Genomic DNA, 24672 nt, shown 5'->3' on the forward strand with positions numbered 1-24672 from the left:
ATTAGTTCCCCATGATTTTATAGATGAGAAATAAAGCAAGGCTAGGTAAGACGATGCCCAATGTAGCTTTTCTGGTTTTGTGAACCATAAAAACCCAAATAAACGCTGCACACTGTAAACAGAAAGCAATGAGCGTTGCTGACATCGCTGCGCTAGATTGATATGTGCTAAATGTTTGTGCAATCACGATAGCAGAGAGGGATGCAAGCAAATAACCTCCAATACCCGCCAATAAAAAACGATAGAGCACCATCAGGCGATAACTGATAGAAACTGATTTAGTAGTCTTACGAATTTTTTTTACTTGATTCCCAAGTGTTAACTCGCCTGGTAGTTCGAATTCTGTACTGTTCATAAAAGTAAGAAAGTGTGAGTGTATGTAATTATTGTAAATGATAACAATTATTGTTTATCTTTAGAATTATAAATTTAGCATTTTAGAAATAAATTTTTAATTGAATTAGCTTGGGCATGTTAATTGCAGAGTTGTAGTTATTTTTTATCGATAGGTAAAATTTATGACGTATCAAGTTTTTTACTGCAAAGCTAATCCTAATGCTCAATTTGTGTTGTTATCTTCAGGGTTAGGAGGGCATGGACATTTTTGGCATCCTCAATTAGATATATTGACTCGATTTTTTCATGTCATTACATATGATCAACAAGGATGTCATGCAGATGCTGCATTACTAGCACCAACTTATTCAATGACCGATATGGCAATACAAGTGATACAGATTTTAGAGGATCTAAAGATCGATGAATTCCATTTTATCGGTCATGCTTTAGGTGGGCATATTGGAGCGGAGTTAGCCGTTTTAATTCAAAATACAAAATTGGAAATGTTGAGTTTGACCAGTATTAATGCGTGGGACTCACTAGATCCACATACGCTCAAATGTTTTGAAGCTCGAGAATCGTTATTACAAAATGCTGGTGCAGAGGCATATGTTAGAGCTCAAGCATTATTTCTTTATCCACCTGTATGGATCTCTGTTAATATCGATCAAATACAACAAGCAGAAAATAATCAACTCCGAAACTTTCCACCAAAAGAGAATGTATTGAGACGTCTGAAGGCTTTAAAGGAATTTAAAATAACGAATGAACATATCACCGCACTTCAACGAACTCCAATTCACTTGATTGCAAATCGTGATGATTTCTTGGTTCCAGTACATAAGACTCTTGATCTTCAGAAAAATTTTGTACATGCACAATGCTCAATTTTTGATGTAGGTGCACATGCTTCTACTGTGACTGAGCCAGATATCACTAATCAGGCAATTATTCAATTTCTTCGATCACTCTAGCATTTGAAACTTTTCAATTGCATATAAAAAACCACGATTGAGATCGTGGTTTTTTTAATTATTTTACCAAATGGTATTTTTTGGAACATCTTGTGCACTTTTTTATGACGTTATTTAGGAGTAATGGGTATTGGGATTATATGATTAATTTATCATAAGGTAAAATATAAAATTATTAAGTTGTTGTAATATATAATAAAATAATAATTGGCACATCATTTGCTAAATATCTAATACAAGCTCTAAGGCTTAATCCTACTAAATAAAATTTAACTGATCGTTAAATTAGGAGTGTTAGATATGAAAATTGGTGTCTTTTGTCCGATCGGAAATAATGGCTGGTTACTCTCAGAAAATGCTCCTCAATACAAACCAAGTTTTGAGTTAAATAAAAAAATTGTCCAACGCGCAGAGCATTACGGTTTTGACTTTGCATTGTCTATGATCAAGCTGCGTGGTTTCGGGGGTAAAACTGAGTTTTGGGATCACAACTTAGAAACTTTTACGCTTATGGCGGGTCTTGCTGCAGTCACCAGCAAAATAAAAATTTATGCAACAGCTGCGACGCTAGTGATGCCGCCTGCCATAGTTGCACGCATGGCATCTACGATTGATTCAATTTCGAATGGTCGTTTCGGCCTAAATGTCGTCACAGGTTGGCAAGCGCCAGAATATACCCAAATGGGCATGTGGCCCGGTGATGAATATTTCGGAAAGCGTTACGAATACTTATCTGAATACGTACAAATTCTGCGTGAATTATGGGCAACAGGTAAATCTGATTTTAAAGGTGACCATTTCCAAATGGATGATTGCCGAGTTAGCCCACGCCCGCAAGCAGAGATGAAAATTATCTGCGCTGGTCAATCGGATACAGGTTTGGAACTTTCTGCTAAACACGCTGATTACAATTTTGTTTTTGGTAAAGGGCTTAATACACCAACAGCATATGCAGAAATCAACGATCGTTTAAAAGCAAAAACAGATTTTACGGGTCGTGATGTTCAAACCTACGTTTTGTTCATGATTATCGCTGCTGAAACAGACGAAGAAGCGATGGCGAAGTGGCAACATTACAACGATGGCGCTGATATTGAAGCGATCAACTGGTTAATGAATCAAGGCGGAAAAGATACTAAATCTGGTGCAGATACTAATATTCGTCAAATGGCTTCATCAGTATCACCAGTCAACATCAATATGGGAACGTTGGTGGGTTCTTACGAAACTATCGCAAAAATGCTAGATGAGATTAGTGAGGTGAAAGGAACTGAAGGCATTTTACTGACATTTGATGATTTTGTTGAAGGTGTTGAAAGTTTTGGACAACGGATTCAGCCGCTTATGAAATGTCGTGAACATGTTGTGGTTGAAGGAATGAGTTCAGAAACTGTGTTGGAGAAAATCGCATGAGTCATTTAGAAAATACCGTTGAAGCTGGATTTACTGTACAAGCGGGTACGGGTGTAAAACTCAAAGCCGAACCGGAAAATATTGTGCTTGCACCAGAGCAAACAGCACTAATCGTGATTGATATGCAAAATGCGTATACGTCAAAAGGTGGTTATTTAGATCTTGCTGGGTTTGATGTGTCGACGACAAAACCTGTGGTTGAAAATATTAAAAAGGCAGTTTCTGTAGCACATGATGCTGGTATTCAAGTGATCTATTTCAAAAACGGTTGGGATAATCAATATCGTGAAGCAGGTGGTATTGATTCACCAAACTTTCATAAATCAAATGCACTGAAGACCATGCGTAAGCGTCCTGAGCTACAAGGAAAATTGTTAGCAAAAGGGGATTGGGATTTTGAGTTGATTGATGAGTTGGTGCCAGCTCCGCAAGATATTGTGATTGAAAAGCCTCGTTATAGTGGATTCTTTAACACAGCGCTAGACAGCATGCTCAGAGTGCGTGGAATTCGTAATTTGGTTTTTGTCGGTATCGCGACCAATGTATGTGTTGAATCGACCCTCAGAGATGGCTTCTTTCTAGAATATTTTGGCGTGGCTTTAGACGATGCCTGTCATCAAGCAGGGCCAAAAGAAGCCCATGTCGCAAGTATGTACAACATAAAAACCTTCTTTGGATGGGTGTCGGATACAGAAAGTTTTGTCAGTAGTTTTGCAGATCAACCAACACTCGCTGAAAGCGCATAGATATTTATAAATTCTAAAATTAGGAAATAAGTCATGTCAAAAGAAGTCATTATTCCAGTGGGTTCAGGTAAGCCACTCGCACCGTATTCGCCAGCAACTAAAGCAGACAACATTGTCTATGTTTCAGGCACTTTGCCTTTTGATGAAAACAACAATGTAGTTCATGTTGGAGACGTAGCAGCACAGACACGCCATGTCCTTGAAACAATAAAGAAGGTCATCGAAACTGCTGGCGGAACAATTTCGGACATTACTTTCAACCATATTTTTCTGACAGATTGGGCAAACTACGCTGCAATGAATGAAGTATATGCCGAATATTTTCCGAATGCAGAACCAGCTCGTTACTGTGTTCAAACAGGATTAGTCAAACCTGATGCACTCATCGAAATTGCTTCAATTGCTCATGTTTAATTTGAAAGCTTTCATCACCCTATTATGAGTCCCTCACTGACTGCTTAGGCGATGAGGGATGGAGAACACTATGAATGCAAATGTGCAATCAATCAATTTACCCGAGGCAGTGAGTGCCACACTCAACATTGACCAACAGGTTTTTAGACAAGGAATGTCGAATTTAGGTGCAGCTGTCAATGTCATTACTACAGCTGGTCTAGCAGGAAAAGCTGGCTTCACAGCTTCAGCTGTATGTAGTGTGACAGATACGCCACCAACATTGCTGGTATGTCTAAATCGATCAGCATCTGTATTTGAAACATTTAAAAGTAATCAGGTTTTGTGTGTCAATACTTTAAGCAGTAGTCAAAAGCATTTATCGAATGTGTTTGGGGGTAAAACTCCAATGGCAGAACGTTTCGAAAAGGGGGACTGGTCAACATTAGTCACAGGTGCACCTATTTTAGAAGGTGCGCTAGTGAGTTTTGATTGTGAAGTCGTACAAAGTTTATCGGTAGGCAGTCATGATGTTTTGTTCTGCCATGTAAAGGGGATGAAACAGCAAGCGGGTGAAAAAGCCCTCATGTATTTTAACCGCGTATATTGCGAGCCAGTTCCAATGGTCTAAAACAGCATGCTTGATCAGGAGAAGGTCGATGAGCACAAAAGAAACATGGTTTCCAAAATTTAAACCTTTCCAAGGAAATCTAGACACGACCGCAGTTCAAGTAGATGAGTACTTGCCGCCAGGTAAAAGTATGGTATTGGGGCTGCAGCATGCATTTGCAATGTTTGGAGCAACAGTACTTGCCCCATTACTGATGGGTTTCGATCCGAATCTTACAATGTTTATTACGGGTATTGGGACAATATTATTTTTCCTAATGACTGGGGGGCGTATGCCGAGCTATTTAGGTTCGAGCTTCGCTTTCATTGGAGCAGTCATTGCAGTCACTGGTTATACCGGTGTTGGCTTAAATCCAAACTTAGGCTTAGCACTTGGCGGTACCATTGCATGCGGTATTTTGTACGCCTTGATCGGTTTGATCGTGATGAAAACTGGCACAGCATGGATTGAAAAGTTGATGCCACCAATTGTGACTGGAGCAATTGTGATGATCATTGGTTTGCATCTAGCGCCAGTGGCGATCAAAAGTGTCTCTGCTAATCAGTTTGATTCATGGATGGCTCTAATCACGATTATTTGTATTAGTGTAATCGCCGTATTTACTAAGGGCATGATCCGTAGATTGTTATTGCTCATTGGCTTAGTGGCTTCTTACTTTATTTATTTTTTACTCACCAATGTTTTGGGTTTTGGTACAGCGATCGATTTTACTGAAGTCAGTGAGGCAGCTTGGTTCGGTTTACCTACTTTTCATGCGCCAGTGTTTGAATTTAATGCCATGCTGCTTATTGCTCCCATAGCGATCATCTTAGTTGCAGAGAATCTAGGACATTTTAAAGCGGTATCTGCAATGACTGGACGTAATCTATCACCATATATGGGAAGAGGTTTCTTTGCAGATGGTGTATGTACGACCTTGTCTGCATCAATCGGTGGAACAGGAATGACAACATATGCTGAGAACATTGGTGTTATGGCGGTAACCAAAATTTACGCAACCACCATATTTTTATTTGCTGGCGTATTTGCAATTTTGCTAGGTCTATCACCAAAATTTGGCGCGGTTATTAGTACGATTCCTGTCGCATTATTAGGGGGAGCTTCGATTGTTGTTTTTGGTCTGATTACAGTGGCCGGTGCTAAAATTTGGGTGGACAACCGCGTAGATTTTACCAAAAACAGTACTCTGTTGATTGCTGCTGTCACCTTAATTATGGGGACAGGCAATTATAGTTTACAAATTGGCCATTTTGATTTGGGTGGAATAGGGACTGCAACATTAGCGGCTATTTTATTGAATCTTTTCTTAAATCGAGAAGATAAGAATGCGCAAACAGTAGAGCTCGAAAACGAACCGCATTCAGCAGAAGCAACGGCACTCCCTAACACTCAAATTTAAGGTGAAATTAAAAATGAAAATTGCATTTATCGGTTTAGGTGCTATGGGATGGCACATGGCGAGCCATTTACCAAAACTAGGATTTGAAGTTTTAGTTTGGAACCGTAATTTTGAAAAAGCAGAAGCACATGCACAAACATTTGGTACTAAAGCGACCTCTGTCGATCAAGCAGTGAAAGCAGATTTTATTTTCAGTTGCTTACCCACCAGTGCAGATGTCGAACAGCTTATTGCTCAAAATCCTCCGGTCAAGGGGAGCGTATGGATCGACTGTACCAGTGGTGTACCTGTAAGTGCTTTAAAACTTGCAAATCAGTTGAAATTTAATGGTGTTGAATATTTAGATGCCCCCGTTTCTGGGCAAACTATAGGCGCTGAAAAAGGGACATTGACGGTAATGGTTGGGGGGGATGTCGATGCTTATAAGCGTGCAAAACCGATTATTCAGACATTTGCAGGATTAATTGAATATGTCGGGGAGAGTGGTTCTGGATTTGCTGTTAAAGCAGTGAATAACACGTTGATGGCAACCCATCTATGGGCACTCGCAGAAGGATTGACGGTATTAAAGTCAAAAGGAGTAGATTTGAATAGTGCATTGAATTGTATTAATCATTCTAGTGGTAAAAGTTCAATGTCTGAAAATATTATGGCGCAACGTGTTCTGAGTCGTGCGTTTCCAAAAACCTTTGCCTTAGCTCTTTTACAAAAGGATATAGGAATTGCGACTGATCTAATTCAAGAGCAAGCGTTGAATTTGCCAGCGATGCAACTTATACAAAATCAGTATATGCAAATTGAAAAAGTGAAAGCTCAAGATTCTGATTTTTCAGCTGTGGTTCAGGTGCTTGAACATCAATCTAAAATTGAATTAAGTTAAATCTAGCGTCCAAATACCTTAAATACCGCTTAATGTAGATTAAGCGGTTCATCTATGAATGCTCAATGAGATTAGCTTTGTTGATATTCATTAATGACTTCTAACGCGGCTCTAAATGCTTCTTGTGTAGCTGGAGCACCACAGTACGGCAAGCTGTGCAAAAGAACCTCTTGGATTTCCTCAACAGTTGCGCCGTTATTTAAAGCACCACGTACATGACCTTTAAGTTCTGTTGGGCTTTTTTGGGCTGTTAAAAATGCAATCGTGATTAACGAACGATACTTGCGTGGTAAAATGCCTTCACGTTGCCAAGTTGAACCCCATGCATGCTCATTAATCCAATCTTGAAGTGGTTGAGTAAATGGAACTGTATTGTCTTGTGCACGTTTGACAAAAGTTTCTCCCATCACTTCTGTACGAACTTTTAAACCATTTTCATAATCTTGTTTTGACATTTTTTTCCTCATAAAAAAAGCGCATCTTGAGATGCGCTATAGCATAAATATTAAGCTGGGATTTCAATCGCAATCGCAGTTGCTTCTCCACCACCAATGCAAAGTGCGGCAACACCTTTTGTTTTACCTAAGCGTTTTAGTGCATGGATGAGAGTCAAAATAATTCGTGAACCTGATGACCCCAATGGATGTCCGAGTGCACAAGCTCCACCGTGGATATTCACTTTTTCAGGATCTAAATGAAAAGCATCGATCGCTGCCATGGTCACCATCGCAAACGCTTCATTAATTTCCCACAAATCCACGTCTTCAACAGTCCAACCCGCTTTGTTTAATACTTTTTCTATTGCACCAACAGGTGCGATGGTAAATTCTGATGGGTGTTGAGAGTGCGTTGCGTAAGCTTTAATCGTTGCTAAAGTTGAAAGTCCCTTTGCTGTTGCGAGTTCAGCAGAAGTCACTAAAAATGCTGATGCACCATCACTAATTGAACTAGCATTGGCTGCAGTAATTGTACCGTCTTTAGCAAATGCTGGGCGTAGCGTAGGAATTTTATCAATTTTTGCTGTAAATGGATTTTCATCTTGGGCAACGATGACATCGCCTTTACGTGAACTTACTGTAACAGGGGTGATTTCATCTTTGAAATAATTATTTTGAATCGCATTCTGAGCACGAGTTAAGGAGCGAATCGCGAAATCGTCTTGTTGTTCACGTGTGTAGTTTTTCTTATCTGCCATTTCTTGAGCAAGAATACCCATTGAATAGCCAGTTTCAGCATCTTCCAAACCTTCTTGGAACATGTGATCAATCACTTTGCCATGTCCCATACGGTAACCTGCGCGTGCTTTGTCCATGAGATAAGGTGCATTCGACATGGATTCCATTCCGCCAGCGACGATAATATTTACCGAGCCAGCTTTAATGGCATCTGCAGCTTGCATCACGGCTTTCATGCCAGACCCACAGATTTTATTGATCGTTGTTGCACCTACATGATCTGGTACACCTGCAATTCGCATCGCTTGACGAGCAGGACCTTGTTTTAATCCCGCAGGTAAAACACAGCCCATAATCACTTCATCTAATTGGTCTGCAGCAAGCTTAGATTGGTCAAGTACGGCTTTAATGACTTCAGCACCAAGTTGCGGGGCTGTTAAGCTTGAAAGTCCTCCCTGAAAGCTACCCATAGCGGTACGGCTACCTGCAACTAATACGATTTCTTGACTCATAGCGTTGATCCTTGTCCTGTAGTTTATATGATTCAAATGCGTGTCAATTTCATATGTTTAAAATTTAATGACAGCTATTTTATTAGTTGTAATCACATTATCATAAAAAATGAATAAAGATTCATTATTTTGTTTTCATTTAATTTCGCTTATTTTGATATTGTTTTCTATAACACCATAGTGGAATGAAATATAAAAAGTGGAATGAAAAATAAAAAACGACCCTTTAGGATCGTTTTTTCAGAAGCAATTGAGTGACTAGTATTGTGTAGAATTTGACAGAGCCTGAGCGTGAGGGTTCTCAAGTTCTAAACTCTGGTTAAGTTCAGTATCGAAAACATCAGTCAACATACTGTCAAAACGTTTAGCGTTATACGTAAGCAACTGATCAGCTTCAGCTTGAGTGATGAAATTCTCCTTAAGAGCAGATTCAATATGCTCTTCGAAAGTCAGACCTCTAAATTGGCCTTTAGATTCAGCCTTTTTAAACTTATTCCATAAATCCTCAATTTGAAACAACATTTGGAATGTAGACTCCATGCGTCCATTGACATCATCGGGATCAGTGCTATAGAAGACATGTTTTTTTAATTCATCGCGGAAAGCATTTTCCTGAAGAATTAGTTCACCTAATTTAAGTTTCAAGGCATCCGATGGTTGAGTAATAGGACGACCAAAAGGGAAACAAATAAGTTTGACTAAACTTGCGGCAATTTTTACAGGGAAGTTATCAAACAGACCATAGAACGCTTCTTGAGATGCATATAATGCTTTCTCAAGTGCGAGTTTAGCATGCAGTTGTTCAGCTTCAGTACGTTGACCATTTTCATAAAATTTAAGAATTGCAGTCGCAATAAATAAGTGTGAATGCATATCTGCTAATCGTCCAGACAGCATTTCTTTGCGTTTGATATCTCCTGCAAGGAGGCCTAAGCACATATCTGCGACTAAGGCAAAATTAGCACTCAAACGATTAATGGTTTTGTAGTAAGGGCGACTGAAATCATCAGCCTTTACTGAGCCTTCTGTTGATCCGCCTATAAAACCATAAACAAATGATTTAGCGGTTCGATTAAATGTATACCCCAAATGCTTATAAAGAATGTCATTAAAATCTTTTAATGCTGCATCTTTATTTTCGGCTTGTAAAAGTTGTAATTCTTCAAATAAATAGGGATGACAACGCATCGAACCTTGACCAAAAATCATCAGTGAACGACTCAGAATATTGGCACCCTCAACAGTAATCGAAACAGGGATCGCTTGGTACATGAGCGCCAAGAAGTTACGAGGACCCATTTGAATAGCACGCCCGCCCACAATGTCCATACTATGATTAACAATCTTACGCATGGTCTCAGTTGCGTAGTATTTTGCCATTGCAGTCATGACTGCAGGTTTACCCCCTTGGTTTAGGCCACAAGTGACTAGGTAACGGAATGCTTCAAGCATATAGGTATCGCTAGCGATATCACTTGAAACCTCTTGAACACCTTCGAATTTACCGACTGAAATTTTGAATTGTTGACGGATACGAGCAAAGGCGCCGACATTTAAATAACACATTTCACCTGCAGCGGTTGATAATGCTGGAAGAGAAATACCGCGGCCAACTGCCAGACATTCCATTAGCATACGCCAGCCTTTACCTGCATTTTTTACACCACCAATAATCCAATCCAGCGGAATGAAGACATCTTTACCATCCACGGTACCATTCATAAATGGTGAACCTGGATTATGGCGTGCTCCTACAATCACACCTTCATGATCAGCTGGTAATAGGGCACATGTGATTCCGTATTCAGTTTTGTTTTTATCACCTAGTAAACCTTCAGGGTCATATAATTTGAAAGCTAAACCGACCACCGTAGCAACAGGGGCAAGTGTAATCCAACGTTTGGAAAAATTCATTTTTAGGCCAAGAACTTCTTGTCCTTCAAATTGACCATAACAAACCACACCTGTGTCAGGAATTGCACCTGCATCTGAACCTGCTTCAGGGCTTGTTAAACCAAAACAAGGAATTTCTTCACCTTTTGCTAAACCTGGTAAATAACGATTCTTTTGATCTTCAGTACCGTAGTGTAAGAGTAATTCTCCTGGACCTAAAGAGTTAGGCACCATACAACTGACAGCAGTGGTAAGTGAGCGCGAGGCAATCTTACTCATGATACGGCTTTGCGCAAATGAGCTGAATTGTTTACCGCCGTATTCTTTAGGGATAATTAAACCCAGAAAACCTTTGGATTTAATAAATGACCAGACTTCTTCAGGGAGGTCTTTACGATGATGGTGAATATCCCATTCATCCAGCATCTGGCAGAGCTGTTCGACTTCATGATCGATAAATGATTGTTCTTCTTCAGACAGTGTGGGGTACGGATACTGATCAAATTTCTTCCAGTCTGGTGCCCCCATAAATAATTCTTTTTCCCACCAACTGGTTCCTGCATCTAATGCTTCACGCTCGGTACTACTCATTGTTGGCATTGCATTGGCTAGAGCTTTATAGGCAGGTTGTGTAATAAATTTCATCCTTAACGTATCAATACTGACAATCAATGAAATTAGGATAAAAGGAATACCGAGTATCAGCGACCAAGGGCTGATCAACGCAACTAAAATAGATACGACTGTGAGTGTGATAGCCCCAGAAGTTCTTGAGAATTCGAAATAAAAAATAGCCCAGAGTGTTATAAATAGAATAATTAAACTCAGTATAAAAAACATTATGAACTGCTCCATTTATGATTTGGTCATGGAGCCAATACCCACAGTAAATTTAATCAAAGCACAAACATCAGATCTACAGCGATATTGGATCATGAAATGTGAAACGAAAGCGTTGAGTTCTAAAACGGACGCATATTAATACTTATATTGGATAAGATTGTTTGAAAAATATTCAAAATTCAAGCTGAAGAGAGATAAGAAATGTGTCAATAAGTAATTGAGAATTATAAAAACCACAAACAAAAAAGCCCTCATACGAGGGCTTTAAAGTAAGAAGAATTATGCTTCGATTGTTTGAACAGTAATTTTCTTTGCAGGATCAGCTTTACGACGAACTGCTGGTACTGGTTCGCCATAGTATTGACGATCAGCAAAATAACTTGAACGTACCATTGGTGCAGCCCAAATATTTTTAAAGCCTAATTTTTGCCCATGTGCTGTATAGCGTTCGAACTCTTCAGGTGTGACGAAGCGATCAATTGGTGCATGTTCTTTCGATGGTTGTAAATATTGACCAATTGTTACGTAGTCAACATCGTGTGCTTTGAGGTCATCAAGAAGTGCGAGAACTTCTTCTTCAGTTTCGCCAATGCCTACCATCAAGCCACATTTAGTTGGAATATCTGGGCAGTATTCTTTAAACATTTTAAGAAGATTTAAGGAATGTTGATAGTCTGAACCTGGACGCATTGCTTTGTATAAACGTGGTACGGTTTCAATGTTGTGGTTAAACACATCTGGAGGACATTCCGTCATGATGCGTAATGCAACATCCATACGACCACGGAAATCAGGTACTAAAATTTCCAATAATGTATTAGGACTTAAAGCACGCGCTTCTTTAATACAATCAACAAAGTGTTGCGCTCCACCATCGAGTAGATCATCACGGTCTACAGATGTTATGACAGCGTATTTCAAACCTAAATTTGCAATTGTCTCAGCCATGTGGCGTGGTTCATCTGGGTCTAATGCATTCGGACGACCATGTGCCACATCACAAAATGGGCAACGACGTGTACAAATGTCACCCATAATCATGAAAGTTGCTGTACCACCACCAAAACATTCAGGAAGATTTGGACATGCAGCTTCTTCACACACTGTATGTAATTTTTGTTCACGTAAAGTTGATTTAATGCGTTGAACCTCTTCTGGTGCAGCCATTTTGACGCGAATCCAGTCTGGTTTACGAGGTGCTTCAACCGTAGGAATCACTTTTACAGGAATACGTGCAACTTTCTCAGCGCCACGAAGTTTTTCACCCTGTACTGGTTTACGGTTTTCTGACATATTCAACGATTCCACTAATGTGTGACGGGAGGAAATATTAAAAATAGGTCTCTTATTATAGCGAATTTATGCATAAATTGGGCAAAAACGATATTCATAAAATAAATGTGGCTATCAAGCAATATATGGTATTGAAATACAGCAAATGTATGCATTTTCAGTCATAATATAAGTTAGATAAATGAAGAGATAATTGTATAGGAGCATTGAATGCCGCGTAAGAAAGAGGTCGTGAGTGGAACCTTTGTCAAATATGATGCAGTCGTTTTAGGTTCAGGCCCTGCTGGTGAAGGTGCGGCAATGAAACTTGCCAAATCAGGCAAGCGCGTTGCAGTAGTTGATATGCGTGAACAACTTGGTGGTAACTGTACGCATGTAGGAACCATTCCAAGTAAAGCTTTACGTCAAACGGTTTCTAGCATTATCCGTTATCAACGTGATCCAATGTTCCAAAAAGTGGGTGATTGGAAACAATTCACCATGAAGCAAGTGCTTCGTAATGCGCATAAAGTGATCCAACAGCAAGTGGATACACACTCGCGTTTTTATGACCGTAACCGCATTGATATTTTCCACGGTCGTGCTTATATCCAAGATCAAAATACGGTGGTGATTTTCACGCCTGAAGGTGTGAAAGAAACGATTATTTTTAAACAGTTGGTGATTGCGACAGGTAGTCGTCCATATCGTCCTTCAATTTTAGATTTTAATCACCCACGTGTGTTTGATTCTGACAAAATCTTAGATCTAGATTTTTCAATTCAAAAAATCATTATTTATGGCGCTGGTGTCATTGGCTGTGAATATGCATCTATCTTTATTGGCTTAGATCACAAAGTTGATTTGATTAATACTCAGCATAAATTATTGAGCTATTTAGATGACGAAATTGCAGATGCATTGTCATATCACTTACGTGAACAAGGTGTATTGATTCGCCACAATGAGCAGATTGATCACTTAGAAACATTTGATGATCATGTGGTGTTGCATCTTGAAAGTGGCAAGAAAATTAAAGCTGATGCAATTCTATGGTGTAATGGTCGATCTGGTAATACAGATGGTCTTGGCTTGGAAAATGTCGGTATCAAACCAAACAGCCGTGGACAACTATCAGTGAACGAGCAGTATCAAACTGAGGTTGAAAATATTTATGCTGCGGGTGACGTAATTGGTTGGCCGTCTCTAGCTTCAGCTGCATATGACCAAGGTCGCTGTGCTGGCGCGATTATGAGTGGTGAACAAGGTATCCAACCCGTGGTTGATATCCCTACTGGTATTTATACCATTCCAGAGATTTCATCAATTGGTAAAACTGAGCAGGAATTAACTGAAGAAAAAATTCCTTATGAAGTTGGTCAGGCGTCTTTCCGTCACCTTGCTCGTGCACAAATCACGGGAGATACAGTGGGTGAGTTAAAGATTTTGTTCCATCGCGAAACCTTAGAAATTTTAGGTGTGCATTGCTTCGGTAATAATGCTTCTGAAATTATTCATATTGGTCAAGCCGTGATGAATAGTCCGAACAACACGATCAAGTATTTTGTTGAGACAACGTTTAACTACCCAACGATGGCTGAAGCTTATCGCGTAGCAACGTTAAACGGGATGAATCGCTTGTTCTAAGGCAACGTGATGACAAAAAACTCGCAAGTTCAGGCTTGCGAGTTTTTTATTTTTGCATTTAAGTTTGATCTTTAAATCACAAAATACAATAAAGCTCCATAGCTAACAAAGCTCGCTAATAAAGAGATGATGACAGGGATTTTTGATCTCAGTAAAAGAATGACAATGCCGATAAAAATAAAATCATAAATTGAGTGTAGATGTTTTTCAGCCATTTGAGCAATTAAACAGAGTAATAATCCGATGACCGCTGCATTAATAGCAGCGACGGCTGCTGCAATCTTTTTGTTTTTGACCCATTTTGACCAATAAGGGAGCGTGCCGAAAATAAGCAGAAATGAGGGCAGGAAAATTATACTGGTTGCAATCGCAGCGTTCAGTAAAGGCGATGCGCTAAATCCTAAATATGTGCCAACGTATCCTGCAAAGCTAAATAAAGGGCCTGGAATAAGTTGAGCAAATGCATAGCCTAAGTCAAATTGTTCCGCAGTGATGTGTTGAGTAAGCACAAAATCTTCATACATGAGTGGCAGGATGATATGACCGCCCCCAAAAACCATTGAAGCAGTGTGATAAAAGCTTTCTATATTTCTAAGCAAGCTTGATGAATAGATAAATTGCAGCGCAGGAAAAAAAATAAATAAAGCGACAAACAGGATGAGCCAGAGATAATGATATTTTGAAGATGTCTGAGTGGTTTTTAAGCGAGGTGATGGCTGAGATTTTCCTTTTTTTGTAAAAGCTAAGCCAATGAATCCAGACACTAAAATTAAGAAAATTTGACTATAGCTCCACTGTGTAAAATAAATAAAAAAAGCAGAACTCAGCATCAGGACATACTGCCAAATTTCAGTACAGAAGCTTTTGAACATTTGTAAAAAAGCCCAAATGACGACGGCTATTACAATCAAATGGATGACGTGAAAGAGTTCAAGAGGTACATCGGAAAAAAAATATTGACCAAAAATAGCAAATGAAGTCATTAGAATGAAGGCAGGTAATGTAAATCCTAACCAAGCAATAAAGCCCCCCCAATATCCTTTGGATAAATATCCTATCGATAGCCCCACTTGACTACTGGTCGGACCTGGCAACAATTGCGCTAATGCGACCAATTGTCCATATTCATGAGAGCTTAACCATTTGAGTTGATCAACAAAAGTGCGATGAAATAACACTAAATGCGCTGCAGGACCGCCAAATGAAATACATCCTAATTTAAGAAAAATAAAAAATAGTGCTGATAAGCTAACTTTAGGAAAATTATCTGATTTCATTTAGTAATCGTACGATGTTTTTGAACTAAGTCTAATAGGCGATTATGACAAGTATTTGAAATGAATGAAGGAGTGATGAGGGGTAAGCCTTATCTTGAAAATGATAAGGCTTGTGGATGTTAAATTAAGCAAAATTTCCATTTCTGAAATCATCAAATGCTTGCACGATTTCTTCCTGAGTATTCATGACGAAAGGACCGTGGGCAACAATGGGTTCATTCAATGGTTCACCACTTAAGCAAAGAATTTTCGCCGTACGATGAGCAAATATTTCGACTTGTGTTGATTTTGGGTCAAGATAAAGCGTTTGCATGGCTGTATAGATCTGACCATCAATCTCAACTTCTCCATCAAGGATGAAAATCAGATGATTCCAGTTTGGCATAAGATTTAATGGAAGGCGTGCTCCATGATTAAGTCTAATGTCATAAACATTCATGTTGCTAAATGTTTGAGCTGGTCCTTGATAAACAGTTGAGCCGATTTGATATTGACCAGCAATAACACGAATCTTGGTTTGCTCATCGTGAGATAAAACTTCAGGAATATTTTGCTCAGTCAATTCCTGATATCTCGGCTCAGTCATCTTGGCATGCTCTGGTAGATTTACCCAAAGTTGAACCATATCCAAAACTCCGCCAGTTTTTGCAAAAGTTTCCGAATGGTGTTCTTCATGCAGAATACCTTTACCTGCGGTCATCCATTGCACTTCGTTTGGACCAATTTTTCCATGATTGCCTTTTGAGTCACGATGCTCTAATTCGCCGTTATAGACAATCGTCACCGTTTCAAAGCCACGGTGGGGGTGTAAACCAACACCGCGTTGGTGGTGACTTGGAGAAAATCGATATTGACCTGTATAACCCATTACCAAGAATGGGCTGGTATGATTTCCTATTTCATGCATGGGTAACATAGAGTTTGTTGGAAAACCATCACCCACCCATGTGCTTCGATCGCTGGTATAGACTTTCTGAACTTGTGTCATTTGTATTCCTCTATATATCGTTCTAATCATGATATTGAGGTATATTGATGAGATTACAGGGCGATTCTCTCAACAGATAATTCCAAAAATGAAACAATTATGCAAAATTTAAATGATTACTACTATTTTGTGCAAGTCGTGAAATATCAAGGTTTTACTAAGGCAAGTGAAGCTTTAGGTATTACAAAATCTAAGTTGTCTCGTCATATTTCAGATTTGGAAAACCGTTTACACGTAAGATTATTGCAACGAAATACACGAAAGTTTGCCGTAACCGCAGTTGGTCAAGAATTTTTTGAATATTGTATTAAGATTTTGGATCAAGTGGAGGCGGCAGAAAATTTTGTAGAGCAAAGTTTGTCGAGCGAGCCTTCAGGTTTAATTCGAATCTCGTGTCCAATTGGTTTGGTCGAGTTTCCATTGGGGAATATGATTGCTAAATTCATGCAACATTACCCACGTGTTCAAGTTCATCTGGTCGCAACAAATCGTAAAATTGATCTCATAGAAGAGGGGATTGATCTGGCTGTTAGGGTGAGAAATTTACCACTTGAAGATAGCGACTTGATTGTAAGAGAGCTTGATGCTTGGCAACATGTTTTAGTGGCAACGCCTAAATTAATTAAACAGATTCATGAGCCTATCCATTTGGATAACCTTGCACAACTTCCGAGTATAGGTTTTCATGTCCCGAAATCGATTTGGAGATTTCAATCTAAAGTTGACACAGTTAGTCAATTTCAAGAAATAGAATTCTTTCCAAGACTCAAAACTGATAATTTTGCTGCCATGAAATCTGCAGTATTGAACAGTGTTGGAATAGCATCATTACCTAGAGTGTTTGTTTATGAAGAGCTTAATCAAGGCACTCTTGTAGAATTAGTCCCTGAATGGGAGTTGCCACGTGGCGTTATTCATGTTGCCTATACATCACGACAAGGCATGATGCCTGCCGTGAGGTGTCTATTAGATTATTTAATTGAGGAGTTTAAAAAACTGAGCTGTCAAAACTATGAAATTATATAAATTAATGTGCGCAAAAAGCTTGGTTAAAATATGTAAATAAATCAGGAGTGTTCATCCACAAAGTAATCGATAGACTAAGCAGAAGGATGACTCCGATGAATATGCTGATGTTGAGCAGATTGAAGCGATTAGTCATTGACGACATTCTCCTCATTAACAAATAAATGAATCAATACACCGAAGATACTGAGCGCAATACACATCATCCAAATAATATTGTAATTGCCTGTCATATCATGATTTAAGCCACCCAACCATCCTCCAAAAAATGAACCGACTTGGTGAGTAAAAAATACAATTCCACTTAGCATGGTGAGATACTTAACCCCAAACATATTGGCAACAATACCATTGGTAAGGGGAACGGTTGATAACCATAACAACCCCATAATGATGGCAAAACTATAAATCGTAAAGATCGAGAGTGGCAATGCGAGGAATAAAATGATGGCGATGCCACGTAGTCCATATAACCACATGAGCAATTTAGGTTTGGAATATTTATCACCCAGCCAACCAGCAGTGTAAGTTCCAACAATATTAAATAGCCCAACCAAGGCTAAAAACATAGTACCAGTGGTGGTGCTAAAACCATGGTCAGTTAAATAACCCGGCAAATGAATGCCCAAAAATACGACCTGAAATCCACAAACTAAAAATCCTAATGCCAACCAGATAAAAGGTTTGTGGTTTTTGGCAACTATGAGTATTTGTTTAAAACTTAAAGAAGGTTTAGCAATCGTATCAACTGTTTGAGGCGCTTGATACATTGGAGCTTTTAGCATCCAAGCCAAGGGTACAATTAATGCAATTAAAATCGCTGTGATGAGTAGCGCCGATGACCAACCAAAATTTTGTAAGAGTAAAAGTGTGGTTGGCAACATAATAAATTGACCAAAAGAGCCTGCTGCGCTGGCAATGCCCATAGCCATACTACGTCGACTTGGATGCGCTGCACGTCCGACAGCAGAGAGCAAAACAGAAAATGAAGTAGCTGATAAAGCCAGACCAATGATTAAACCTAGACTAAGATTGATGAGAAGCCCTGTTGAGCTAAATGCCATCATCACAAGTCCAATCGCATATAAAGCGCCGCCTACGGCAACGACTTTTTTACTCCCATATTTATCTGCTAGCGCTCCCGTAAAGGGTTGAACAGCACCCCATAATAAATTTTGAAAGGCAATTGCTAAACTAAAAACTTGATGATTCCAATTAAATTCATGACTCATTGGAACTAAATACAAGCCAAACCCATGTCTGACACCTAAGGAGAGTGCTAAAATAAAAGCACTCCCAATGAGCATAAAGATGAGGGGTTTTGAAAATTTGGTTTCTGACATGGTCAATCCGCTTAGCATTTTTTGTAATTTTAAAAGATCAGTAGCATCATGACGACAGAATAAAAATTTATCAATCAATAAAATTTAGTTATTAGAATGAATAAAGCGGCACTTGGCCGCTTTATGAATACTGATGGAAATTAGAATCGATAACCAATACCGGCATATCCCAGAATCGGATTAATTTCGATATCTGATTTTGCATTGATTAATTCACCAAGTTCAGCATCGTTTACGGTAATTGTTGTTTCACCTTTAAGATGCGCATAGGAAATTGATCCGACTGCAAACCAACGATCATTGAAATCATAAGTAAAACCAGCAGTAGCTACAGGGGCGAAAGCATCTTTAGCTTCAAGTTTAACTTTAGGATTCGCTGTACTTTCAATTCCATCAAGTGCTTTCCCAGCTTCACCTAATTTGATGTTCGCAATTTTATGACCTGCAGCGACTAGATCAGCTTCAAGGTTGGAGTTCATTTCCAATTCATTGAAGTATGCATACATCAAACCAAGTCCTACATATGGTCTAAATTTATTTACGCCTGTTTTGCCAAAATGATATTGGAATTCGAATGCTGGCGTCCATGCACGAGCTTCTGCAACCTTACCATGACCTGATAAATCAGTAATGAAGATGTCATCTTTTAAAGGCAAATCGTTTAGAATTGCACCAATCCCTGTCGGGGTAGCGATGCCTGAAAGTGGAGCATAAATTTGTCCTTTCCCCTGAATGTCGACTTTAGGTGGAATTCCAGCTTTCACTTCAAATGAAATATTGTCGGTGAAAAAATAGTTGGTCATGATTCCGAGTGTTGTGACATCATCTGCTTCAAGTCCAGTGCCTTTAGCTTCCCAGTTGTTTAATCCGTTGATTACTGCTTCACCAGAGGTATTTTCACGTAAATAGGTCTTGCCATCTTCTTTGTAGCTAATGAGATTTAAAACATCTGCAGCTACAGCAGTTTCGAGTAATTGCTTTTTAATTGCAGTTCCAGGAACGCTATCGTCAATGGCATTCAATACAGAATCGACTTGCACATTTCCAACCTTCGTTTTTTCACCCTCAGCTACAGCAGTGTTAATATTAATTGGTTGAGCTTTACCCTGAGGCATTACATGTAATGCACCCACTGAAACCGAAAAACGTTTAAAGCCGTCGCCATCTTTTAAACTAAAATAAGGTGAATCTGCATAACTGAAGACTGGAAAACTTAAAGCACTGATGGATGCAACTAAGTAAGCTAGTTTTTTTTTCATTATGGAACTCCATGTCCAAAACTGTAAATAAAGAGTGATTATTTTTGTATTTTTATTATCAAATTTATTTTTAGACACATTGTAGTAATAATTTGCCAATTGTGTTTGGTTTTTGTTTGATTACAAAAAAAAGAGGCAATTGCCTCTTTTCTTACTCTATGCGTTAGAAACGCATGCCAACCCCAGCATAGCCCAATATCGGGTTAATCTCGATATCAGCTTTTGAGTTGATTAACTCTTGTCCAGTATTTTCATTGACGACTGTGATCTTCGTTTCATTCTGCAAGTGGGCGTAACTAATAGATGCTACTGCATACCATGTATCATTAAAGTCGTAGGTGAATCCAACTGTAGCTATAGGTGCAAAAACATCAGTTGCTTCTAAATTAACTTTCATTTTTCCATTGGTATCTTTCTTATCGAGTGCTGCACCAGCATTTTGATTAATAATATTTTGGATCATATGCCCAGCGGCGACTAAATCTTTTTCAATACCTGGATCCATTTTTAGTTCATTAAAATAAGCGTACATTAATCCAACGCCAACGTAAGGGCGGAATTTATTAATCCCGGTCTCACCAAAACGATATTGTAATTCAAAAGCAGGGGTCCATGCTCTAGCTTCAGCAGCTTTTGAAGATTGTTCTAGATTAGTAATATGAATATTATTTTTGAGGTCTAAGTTCCCCGCAATTCCACCTAACGGTGCTGCAGTAGCTGAGAAGGGGGCTTTAATATTTCCAATACCTTTGATATCCACTTTAGGTGGAATTCCACCTTTTATTTCCACAGACAAATTATCTGTAAAGTGATAACTACTCATGATGCCAACTGTTGTAACTTTATCAGCCTCCAAGCCAGTATTCGGATTATCCCATTCAGCTAATCCATTAATATAGGATTTTCCACTAATAGCCCCTGAGACATTGCCTTGAAAAGCAGAAATTAATTTAACAATACCTTCTACTAAATAATTTGGTTTACGATCTGGGTCAAGGTTATCGATTACCGTTGAAGCATTAATATCCCCAACTTTTGATTCATAATTGTCATTTATGACTGTTTTGACATTAAAAGGTTGGGCCTTACCTTGCGGCATTACATGTAATGCACCCACTGAAATTGAAAAACGCTTAAACCCCTCATCAGAAAGGCTGAAATATCCTGACTCCGCATAACTCAGAGTAGATAAGAATGAACTTGCGAATAATGTAGGAACTAAAAACTTCTTCATTGTTTGAAGGACTCCATGTCCAATTTTTAGTTCATTTTATATTCATTAAATCATCTAAATGCAAAGCAGTTTGTTCACTTGAAATCAAATTTATTATCCTAATTTACAATTGTTAAATTATTGAAAAATATGATATAAGTTAGATTTTAAAATGTATACTAATTGTCTTATTTTTCCTATGTTAGTGATGGATTGGGCATATTGGGGTGTGGCTTCAATATGCCTCAAGTGTTTTAGAAGCGATAGCCTACACCAGCATAACCAATAATCGGGTTTACTTCTAAATCAACTTCCGATGAAAATAATGTTCCAAGTTTATCATCGTTGACTTCAATCGTGGTTTTACCTGTTAGGTGTGCATAACTAATAGAGGCAACTGCAAACCAGTTTTGATTGAAGTCGTAAGTAAACCCAAGCGTGGCTATTGGCGCAAAACTCAATTCGGACTCAAGTTTAACCTTGGGATTTGCTGTACTTTTTTTACCTTTAATTAATGCATCGCCACCGCGTCCATTTTTCATATTGGCAATCATGTGACCTGAATCAATTAAGTCTTTTTCAAGGCTTGGATTCAATTCTAATTCATTGAAGTATGCGACCATAAGTCCAAGCCCAACATAGGGTCTAAATTTATTGATCCCAGTCTGTCCAAAATGGTACTGCAATTCCCACATTGGGGTCCATGCACGAGCTGTCGCAATAGAGTTTCCATGACTCTCAAGATCTGTAATTGGCAAATCATTCTTCAGATAAATGGTAGGTAGGGAGATCAACCCTAAATTTGCATTGGCTTCAGCTGTAAACGGTGCTGTAATCTTACCTTTTCCTTGAATATCTACTTTTGGGGGGAACCCAGCTTTACTCTCGAATGAGATCTTATCGTTGAAATGGTAATTGATCATGATGCCAAGTGTTGTGACATCATCTGCAGTCATTCCAGAACCATCCATACTCCAACTTTCAATGCCGCTTACAGTTGAAGTTCCACTTTGACTGGCTGGATAAGTATCACTAAAAGCATCAACGATCTTCAAAAGTGCTTGCATACTTTGATTTTCTTTTTCTTTATCAGGATCTAAGTTCTCAAAAACTGTAGAAAGTGTAATATCACCATTTTTTGCAACTTCACCATTTTTTACTGCTGTACGAATTTTAGGTGCCTTGGCTTTACCTTGAGGCATAACATGTAATGGTCCGACTGAAATTGAATATCGTTTAAACCCTTCAGTTTCATCCAGATTAAAAAATGATGATTCTGCATAAATAGTTGTAGATGCAAAAACAATAGGTACGACCATGCACCAGAATGCTTTTTTCGTCATTTTGGACTCCCTGTCCGATTTTGTTGCTAGTTGTTGTTTTACATTCTTTAAGCGTTATATAAACATAAAATGAATCAGTTTGAAAAGCGTTTTTACTCATTTTTGTGATAAAAAATTTTTAAAAATCATGAATTTAAATTTTAAAAATCCAACATTTGTTAGGTTTGTTTGTTAATTTATTTCTTATTGAGTGACTTAGCAAAATAAAAAGTCAGATCAATTTAAATTGGTCTGACTTTTTTAACTTTATTAATTAACTAAAATTATTGAAATCGGGATAAATCCTCTTCAGGGCGAGCAGTTAATACCTCGACACCTGTTTTAGTGACTAAAACAGTATGTTCATATTGCGCAGATAATTTATGATCTTTCGTTACAACTGTCCATTTATCACCAAGAAGTTTAGTTTGCCATACACCAGCATTGACCATTGGTTCAATTGTAAAGGTCATACCTTCTTCTAAAACCATGCCTGAATTTGGTTGACCGTAATGAAGCACTTGAGGTTCATCATGGAAAACAGTGCCAATACCATGACCACAATATTCACGAACGACACTGAAACGCTCTGACTCAACATATTTTTGAATGGCATGACCAATATCACCGATCGTCGAACCAGGTTTTACCGTAGCAATACCACGATACATTGCTTCTTGTGCAACTTTGCATAAGCGATCTGCAAGAATAGAAGTCTCGCCACCTACAATGTACATCATGTTGGTATCACCATGAAATCCATCTTTAATCACAGTGACATCAATATTCAAGATGTCACCTTTCTTTAAGATTTTGTTTTCAGAGGGAATACCGTGGCAAACCACATGGTTTACTGATGTGCAAATCGTATGCTGGAATGCAGGACGACCAGGCGCAGCACCATAGCCTAGGCAAGCAGGAATGGCATCTTGTTTATTCACAATATAATCATGACAAATCGTATCCAATTCTAGTGTACTCACACCAGGCTTGATATGCGGTTTGATCATATCCAAAACTTCTGCCGCTAGTCGTCCCGCCACACGCATCTTTTCGATATCTTCAGCAGATTTAATTAAACGACGTGGTGCTTCATAAGTACTGTTCATGATCTTTAAAAACTTTTGGAAATTTGTGTGTGACTATGGTATAAATAGCCGCCCAATTTATCAAATGCTTTTCGTGAATAGATTCACTTAATCGGATGATATGTTGGTTAATAAAATCCGCACATATGTCGACACATTACTCTGGGTGCCCGTAAGGGTGGAGAATGCGGACATATGGAGGCCTAACCCAAACTTTTAAGGTAAAGAAAATGGCAGATTACAACGTAAGCATGCGCGACCTTCTTCAAGCTGGTGCGCACTTCGGTCACCAAACTCGCTTCTGGAACCCAAAAATGCGTCAATACATTTTTGGTGCGCGTAACAAAATTCACATCATCAACCTTGAGCACACTGTTCCTGCGTTAAATGATGCATTGAACTTTGTTAACAACCTAGCAAGCAAAAAGAACAAAGTATTGTTCGTTGGTACTAAACGTGCTGCTTCTAACATCATCCGTGAACAAGCTCAACGTGCTGGTCAACCTTATGTAGATCACCGTTGGTTAGGTGGTATGTTGACGAACTGGAAAACTCTTCGTCAATCAATCAACCGTCTTAAAGATCTTCAAACTCAGTCTACTGACGGTACTTTCGCTAAGCTTACTAAACGTGAAGCTTTAGAGCGTACTCGTGAAATGGAAAAACTTGAACGTGCTCTTGGCGGTGTTAAGAACATGGGTGGTTTACCTGACGCATTGTTCATCATCGACGTTGACCACGAAGCGATTGCAATCAAAGAAGCTAAGAACCTTGGTATTCCAGTAATCGGTATCGTTGATACTAACTCTAACCCAGATAACGTTGATTTCGTTATTCCTGGTAACGATGATGCGATCCGCGCTGTAACTCTTTACGCTACTGCGATGGCTGATGCGATTATTGCTGGTAAAGAATACGCTCAAACTCAAGCTAATGCGCAAGCTAAAGGCGAAGAAGCTGCTAAAGAAGCTCCTGAGGCTTAATGCGATTTGATGCGGATTTGTCATTTTTGCGACACGTAATCGTGGCATCTTAAGCA

Annotated in this window: 22 protein-coding genes; 10 read left to right on the forward strand and 12 right to left on the reverse strand. The window is 38.9% G+C overall.

Annotated elements, in window-relative coordinates; translation table 11 throughout:
- Nucleotide 1: 1 nt before the first annotated feature.
- Nucleotides 2-355, reverse strand: a complete 354-nt coding sequence (locus AC1M9B_RS00630) for a hypothetical protein (RefSeq protein WP_481595596.1) — start codon at nt 353-355, stop codon at nt 2-4.
- A gap of 163 nt (nt 356-518) precedes the next feature.
- Between AC1M9B_RS00630 and rutD the strand changes: the two genes are divergently transcribed.
- From rutD to AC1M9B_RS00665, 7 genes are all read left to right on the forward strand, one after another.
- Entirely contained in the window at nt 519-1313 is a 795-nt protein-coding gene (rutD, locus tag AC1M9B_RS00635) for a pyrimidine utilization protein D (RefSeq protein WP_481607072.1), read from the forward strand.
- A gap of 300 nt (nt 1314-1613) precedes the next feature.
- On the forward strand, nt 1614-2726 hold the full coding sequence (gene rutA, locus AC1M9B_RS00640) for a pyrimidine utilization protein A (RefSeq protein ID WP_481608311.1): 1113 nt from the start codon (nt 1614-1616) through the stop codon (nt 2724-2726).
- Entirely contained in the window at nt 2723-3472 is a 750-nt protein-coding gene (rutB, locus tag AC1M9B_RS00645) for a pyrimidine utilization protein B (protein WP_481607070.1), read from the forward strand. Before rutA ends, rutB begins: the two co-directional genes overlap by 4 nt.
- 33 nt (nt 3473-3505) lie before the next feature.
- The gene (gene rutC / locus AC1M9B_RS00650; RefSeq protein WP_481608312.1) at nt 3506-3886 is read left to right on the forward strand and encodes a pyrimidine utilization protein C; all 381 of its coding nucleotides are present in this window, start codon (nt 3506-3508) and stop codon (nt 3884-3886) included.
- A gap of 70 nt (nt 3887-3956) precedes the next feature.
- Nucleotides 3957-4496, forward strand: a complete 540-nt coding sequence (gene rutF, locus AC1M9B_RS00655; RefSeq protein ID WP_481595593.1) for an NADH-dependent FMN reductase RutF — start codon at nt 3957-3959, stop codon at nt 4494-4496.
- A gap of 28 nt (nt 4497-4524) precedes the next feature.
- Nucleotides 4525-5895 (forward strand): pyrimidine utilization transport protein G, encoded by a 1371-nt coding sequence (gene rutG / locus AC1M9B_RS00660; protein WP_481595592.1) that lies wholly within the window; start codon nt 4525-4527, stop codon nt 5893-5895.
- A 13-nt stretch (nt 5896-5908) separates the two neighbouring features.
- A complete protein-coding gene (locus tag AC1M9B_RS00665; RefSeq protein WP_481608313.1) occupies nt 5909-6775 on the forward strand; it encodes an NAD(P)-dependent oxidoreductase in 867 nt (288 codons plus the stop codon).
- Nucleotides 6776-6846: 71 nt separating this feature from the next.
- Here the strand turns inward: AC1M9B_RS00665 and AC1M9B_RS00670 are convergent, their stop codons facing one another.
- The 4 genes from AC1M9B_RS00670 to lipA form a co-directional block, all read right to left on the reverse strand.
- Nucleotides 6847-7230: a carboxymuconolactone decarboxylase family protein gene (locus AC1M9B_RS00670; RefSeq protein WP_481608314.1), complete on the reverse strand. Its 384-nt coding sequence runs from the start codon at nt 7228-7230 to the stop codon at nt 6847-6849.
- A 50-nt stretch (nt 7231-7280) separates the two neighbouring features.
- Nucleotides 7281-8462 (reverse strand): thiolase family protein, encoded by a 1182-nt coding sequence (locus AC1M9B_RS00675; protein WP_481607068.1) that lies wholly within the window; start codon nt 8460-8462, stop codon nt 7281-7283.
- 258 nt (nt 8463-8720) lie between these two features.
- A complete protein-coding gene (locus AC1M9B_RS00680; RefSeq protein ID WP_481608315.1) occupies nt 8721-11195 on the reverse strand; it encodes an acyl-CoA dehydrogenase in 2475 nt (824 codons plus the stop codon).
- A 282-nt stretch (nt 11196-11477) separates the two neighbouring features.
- Nucleotides 11478-12491 (reverse strand): lipoyl synthase, encoded by a 1014-nt coding sequence (gene lipA, locus AC1M9B_RS00685; RefSeq protein ID WP_035265671.1) that lies wholly within the window; start codon nt 12489-12491, stop codon nt 11478-11480.
- A gap of 210 nt (nt 12492-12701) precedes the next feature.
- Between lipA and sthA the strand changes: the two genes are divergently transcribed.
- A complete protein-coding gene (gene sthA, locus AC1M9B_RS00690; protein WP_035265673.1) occupies nt 12702-14117 on the forward strand; it encodes a Si-specific NAD(P)(+) transhydrogenase in 1416 nt (471 codons plus the stop codon).
- A 71-nt stretch (nt 14118-14188) separates the two neighbouring features.
- Here the strand turns inward: sthA and chrA are convergent, their stop codons facing one another.
- The gene (gene chrA / locus AC1M9B_RS00695; protein ID WP_481595589.1) at nt 14189-15394 is read right to left on the reverse strand and encodes a chromate efflux transporter; all 1206 of its coding nucleotides are present in this window, start codon (nt 15392-15394) and stop codon (nt 14189-14191) included.
- Nucleotides 15395-15518: 124 nt separating this feature from the next.
- Entirely contained in the window at nt 15519-16382 is an 864-nt protein-coding gene (locus AC1M9B_RS00700) for a pirin family protein (protein WP_481608316.1), read from the reverse strand.
- Between the two features lie 99 nt (nt 16383-16481).
- Between AC1M9B_RS00700 and AC1M9B_RS00705 the strand changes: the two genes are divergently transcribed.
- The gene (locus AC1M9B_RS00705) at nt 16482-17408 is read left to right on the forward strand and encodes a LysR substrate-binding domain-containing protein (protein ID WP_481608317.1); all 927 of its coding nucleotides are present in this window, start codon (nt 16482-16484) and stop codon (nt 17406-17408) included.
- A gap of 128 nt (nt 17409-17536) precedes the next feature.
- On the opposite strand, the gene AC1M9B_RS00710 is transcribed toward AC1M9B_RS00705, so the two are convergent.
- From AC1M9B_RS00710 to map, 5 genes are all read right to left on the reverse strand, one after another.
- Complete coding sequence (locus AC1M9B_RS00710; RefSeq protein WP_035265749.1) at nt 17537-18751, reverse strand: MFS transporter; 1215 nt, start codon at nt 18749-18751, stop codon at nt 17537-17539.
- A gap of 140 nt (nt 18752-18891) precedes the next feature.
- On the reverse strand, nt 18892-20010 hold the full coding sequence (locus tag AC1M9B_RS00715; protein ID WP_035265678.1) for an OmpW/AlkL family protein: 1119 nt from the start codon (nt 20008-20010) through the stop codon (nt 18892-18894).
- A 163-nt stretch (nt 20011-20173) separates the two neighbouring features.
- On the reverse strand, nt 20174-21244 hold the full coding sequence (locus tag AC1M9B_RS00720; RefSeq protein WP_035265681.1) for an OmpW/AlkL family protein: 1071 nt from the start codon (nt 21242-21244) through the stop codon (nt 20174-20176).
- A gap of 233 nt (nt 21245-21477) precedes the next feature.
- The gene (locus tag AC1M9B_RS00725; protein WP_481608318.1) at nt 21478-22566 is read right to left on the reverse strand and encodes an OmpW/AlkL family protein; all 1089 of its coding nucleotides are present in this window, start codon (nt 22564-22566) and stop codon (nt 21478-21480) included.
- A 263-nt stretch (nt 22567-22829) separates the two neighbouring features.
- Complete coding sequence (map, locus tag AC1M9B_RS00730; RefSeq protein ID WP_035265682.1) at nt 22830-23654, reverse strand: type I methionyl aminopeptidase; 825 nt, start codon at nt 23652-23654, stop codon at nt 22830-22832.
- A 209-nt stretch (nt 23655-23863) separates the two neighbouring features.
- Here map and rpsB point away from each other — a divergent pair, with 209 nt between their 5' ends.
- Nucleotides 23864-24616: a 30S ribosomal protein S2 gene (gene rpsB / locus AC1M9B_RS00735; RefSeq protein WP_035265684.1), complete on the forward strand. Its 753-nt coding sequence runs from the start codon at nt 23864-23866 to the stop codon at nt 24614-24616.
- The last annotated feature ends 56 nt before the right edge of the window (nt 24617-24672 follow it).

The organism is Acinetobacter sp. ANC_7513, assembly GCF_056779915.1.

Coding starts and splice junctions, on each gene's coding strand:
- AC1M9B_RS00725 (WP_481608318.1), bottom strand. CDS start 22,566: ATGACGAAAAAAGCATTCTGGTGCATGGTCGTACCTATTGTTTTTGCA.
- sthA (WP_035265673.1), top strand. CDS start 12,702: ATGCCGCGTAAGAAAGAGGTCGTGAGTGGAACCTTTGTCAAATATGAT.
- rutB (WP_481607070.1), top strand. CDS start 2,723: ATGAGTCATTTAGAAAATACCGTTGAAGCTGGATTTACTGTACAAGCG.
- rutA (WP_481608311.1), top strand. CDS start 1,614: ATGAAAATTGGTGTCTTTTGTCCGATCGGAAATAATGGCTGGTTACTC.
- rutG (WP_481595592.1), top strand. CDS start 4,525: ATGAGCACAAAAGAAACATGGTTTCCAAAATTTAAACCTTTCCAAGGA.
- AC1M9B_RS00665 (WP_481608313.1), top strand. CDS start 5,909: ATGAAAATTGCATTTATCGGTTTAGGTGCTATGGGATGGCACATGGCG.
- rutD (WP_481607072.1), top strand. CDS start 519: ATGACGTATCAAGTTTTTTACTGCAAAGCTAATCCTAATGCTCAATTT.
- AC1M9B_RS00720 (WP_035265681.1), bottom strand. CDS start 21,244: ATGAAGAAGTTTTTAGTTCCTACATTATTCGCAAGTTCATTCTTATCT.
- AC1M9B_RS00680 (WP_481608315.1), bottom strand. CDS start 11,195: ATGTTTTTTATACTGAGTTTAATTATTCTATTTATAACACTCTGGGCT.
- AC1M9B_RS00670 (WP_481608314.1), bottom strand. CDS start 7,230: ATGTCAAAACAAGATTATGAAAATGGTTTAAAAGTTCGTACAGAAGTG.
- AC1M9B_RS00700 (WP_481608316.1), bottom strand. CDS start 16,382: ATGACACAAGTTCAGAAAGTCTATACCAGCGATCGAAGCACATGGGTG.
- lipA (WP_035265671.1), bottom strand. CDS start 12,491: ATGTCAGAAAACCGTAAACCAGTACAGGGTGAAAAACTTCGTGGCGCT.
- map (WP_035265682.1), bottom strand. CDS start 23,654: ATGAACAGTACTTATGAAGCACCACGTCGTTTAATTAAATCTGCTGAA.
- chrA (WP_481595589.1), bottom strand. CDS start 15,394: ATGAAATCAGATAATTTTCCTAAAGTTAGCTTATCAGCACTATTTTTT.
- AC1M9B_RS00705 (WP_481608317.1), top strand. CDS start 16,482: ATGCAAAATTTAAATGATTACTACTATTTTGTGCAAGTCGTGAAATAT.
- AC1M9B_RS00710 (WP_035265749.1), bottom strand. CDS start 18,751: ATGTCAGAAACCAAATTTTCAAAACCCCTCATCTTTATGCTCATTGGG.
- AC1M9B_RS00630 (WP_481595596.1), bottom strand. CDS start 355: ATGAACAGTACAGAATTCGAACTACCAGGCGAGTTAACACTTGGGAAT.
- rutF (WP_481595593.1), top strand. CDS start 3,957: ATGAATGCAAATGTGCAATCAATCAATTTACCCGAGGCAGTGAGTGCC.
- rutC (WP_481608312.1), top strand. CDS start 3,506: ATGTCAAAAGAAGTCATTATTCCAGTGGGTTCAGGTAAGCCACTCGCA.
- AC1M9B_RS00675 (WP_481607068.1), bottom strand. CDS start 8,462: ATGAGTCAAGAAATCGTATTAGTTGCAGGTAGCCGTACCGCTATGGGT.
- AC1M9B_RS00715 (WP_035265678.1), bottom strand. CDS start 20,010: ATGAAAAAAAAACTAGCTTACTTAGTTGCATCCATCAGTGCTTTAAGT.
- rpsB (WP_035265684.1), top strand. CDS start 23,864: ATGGCAGATTACAACGTAAGCATGCGCGACCTTCTTCAAGCTGGTGCG.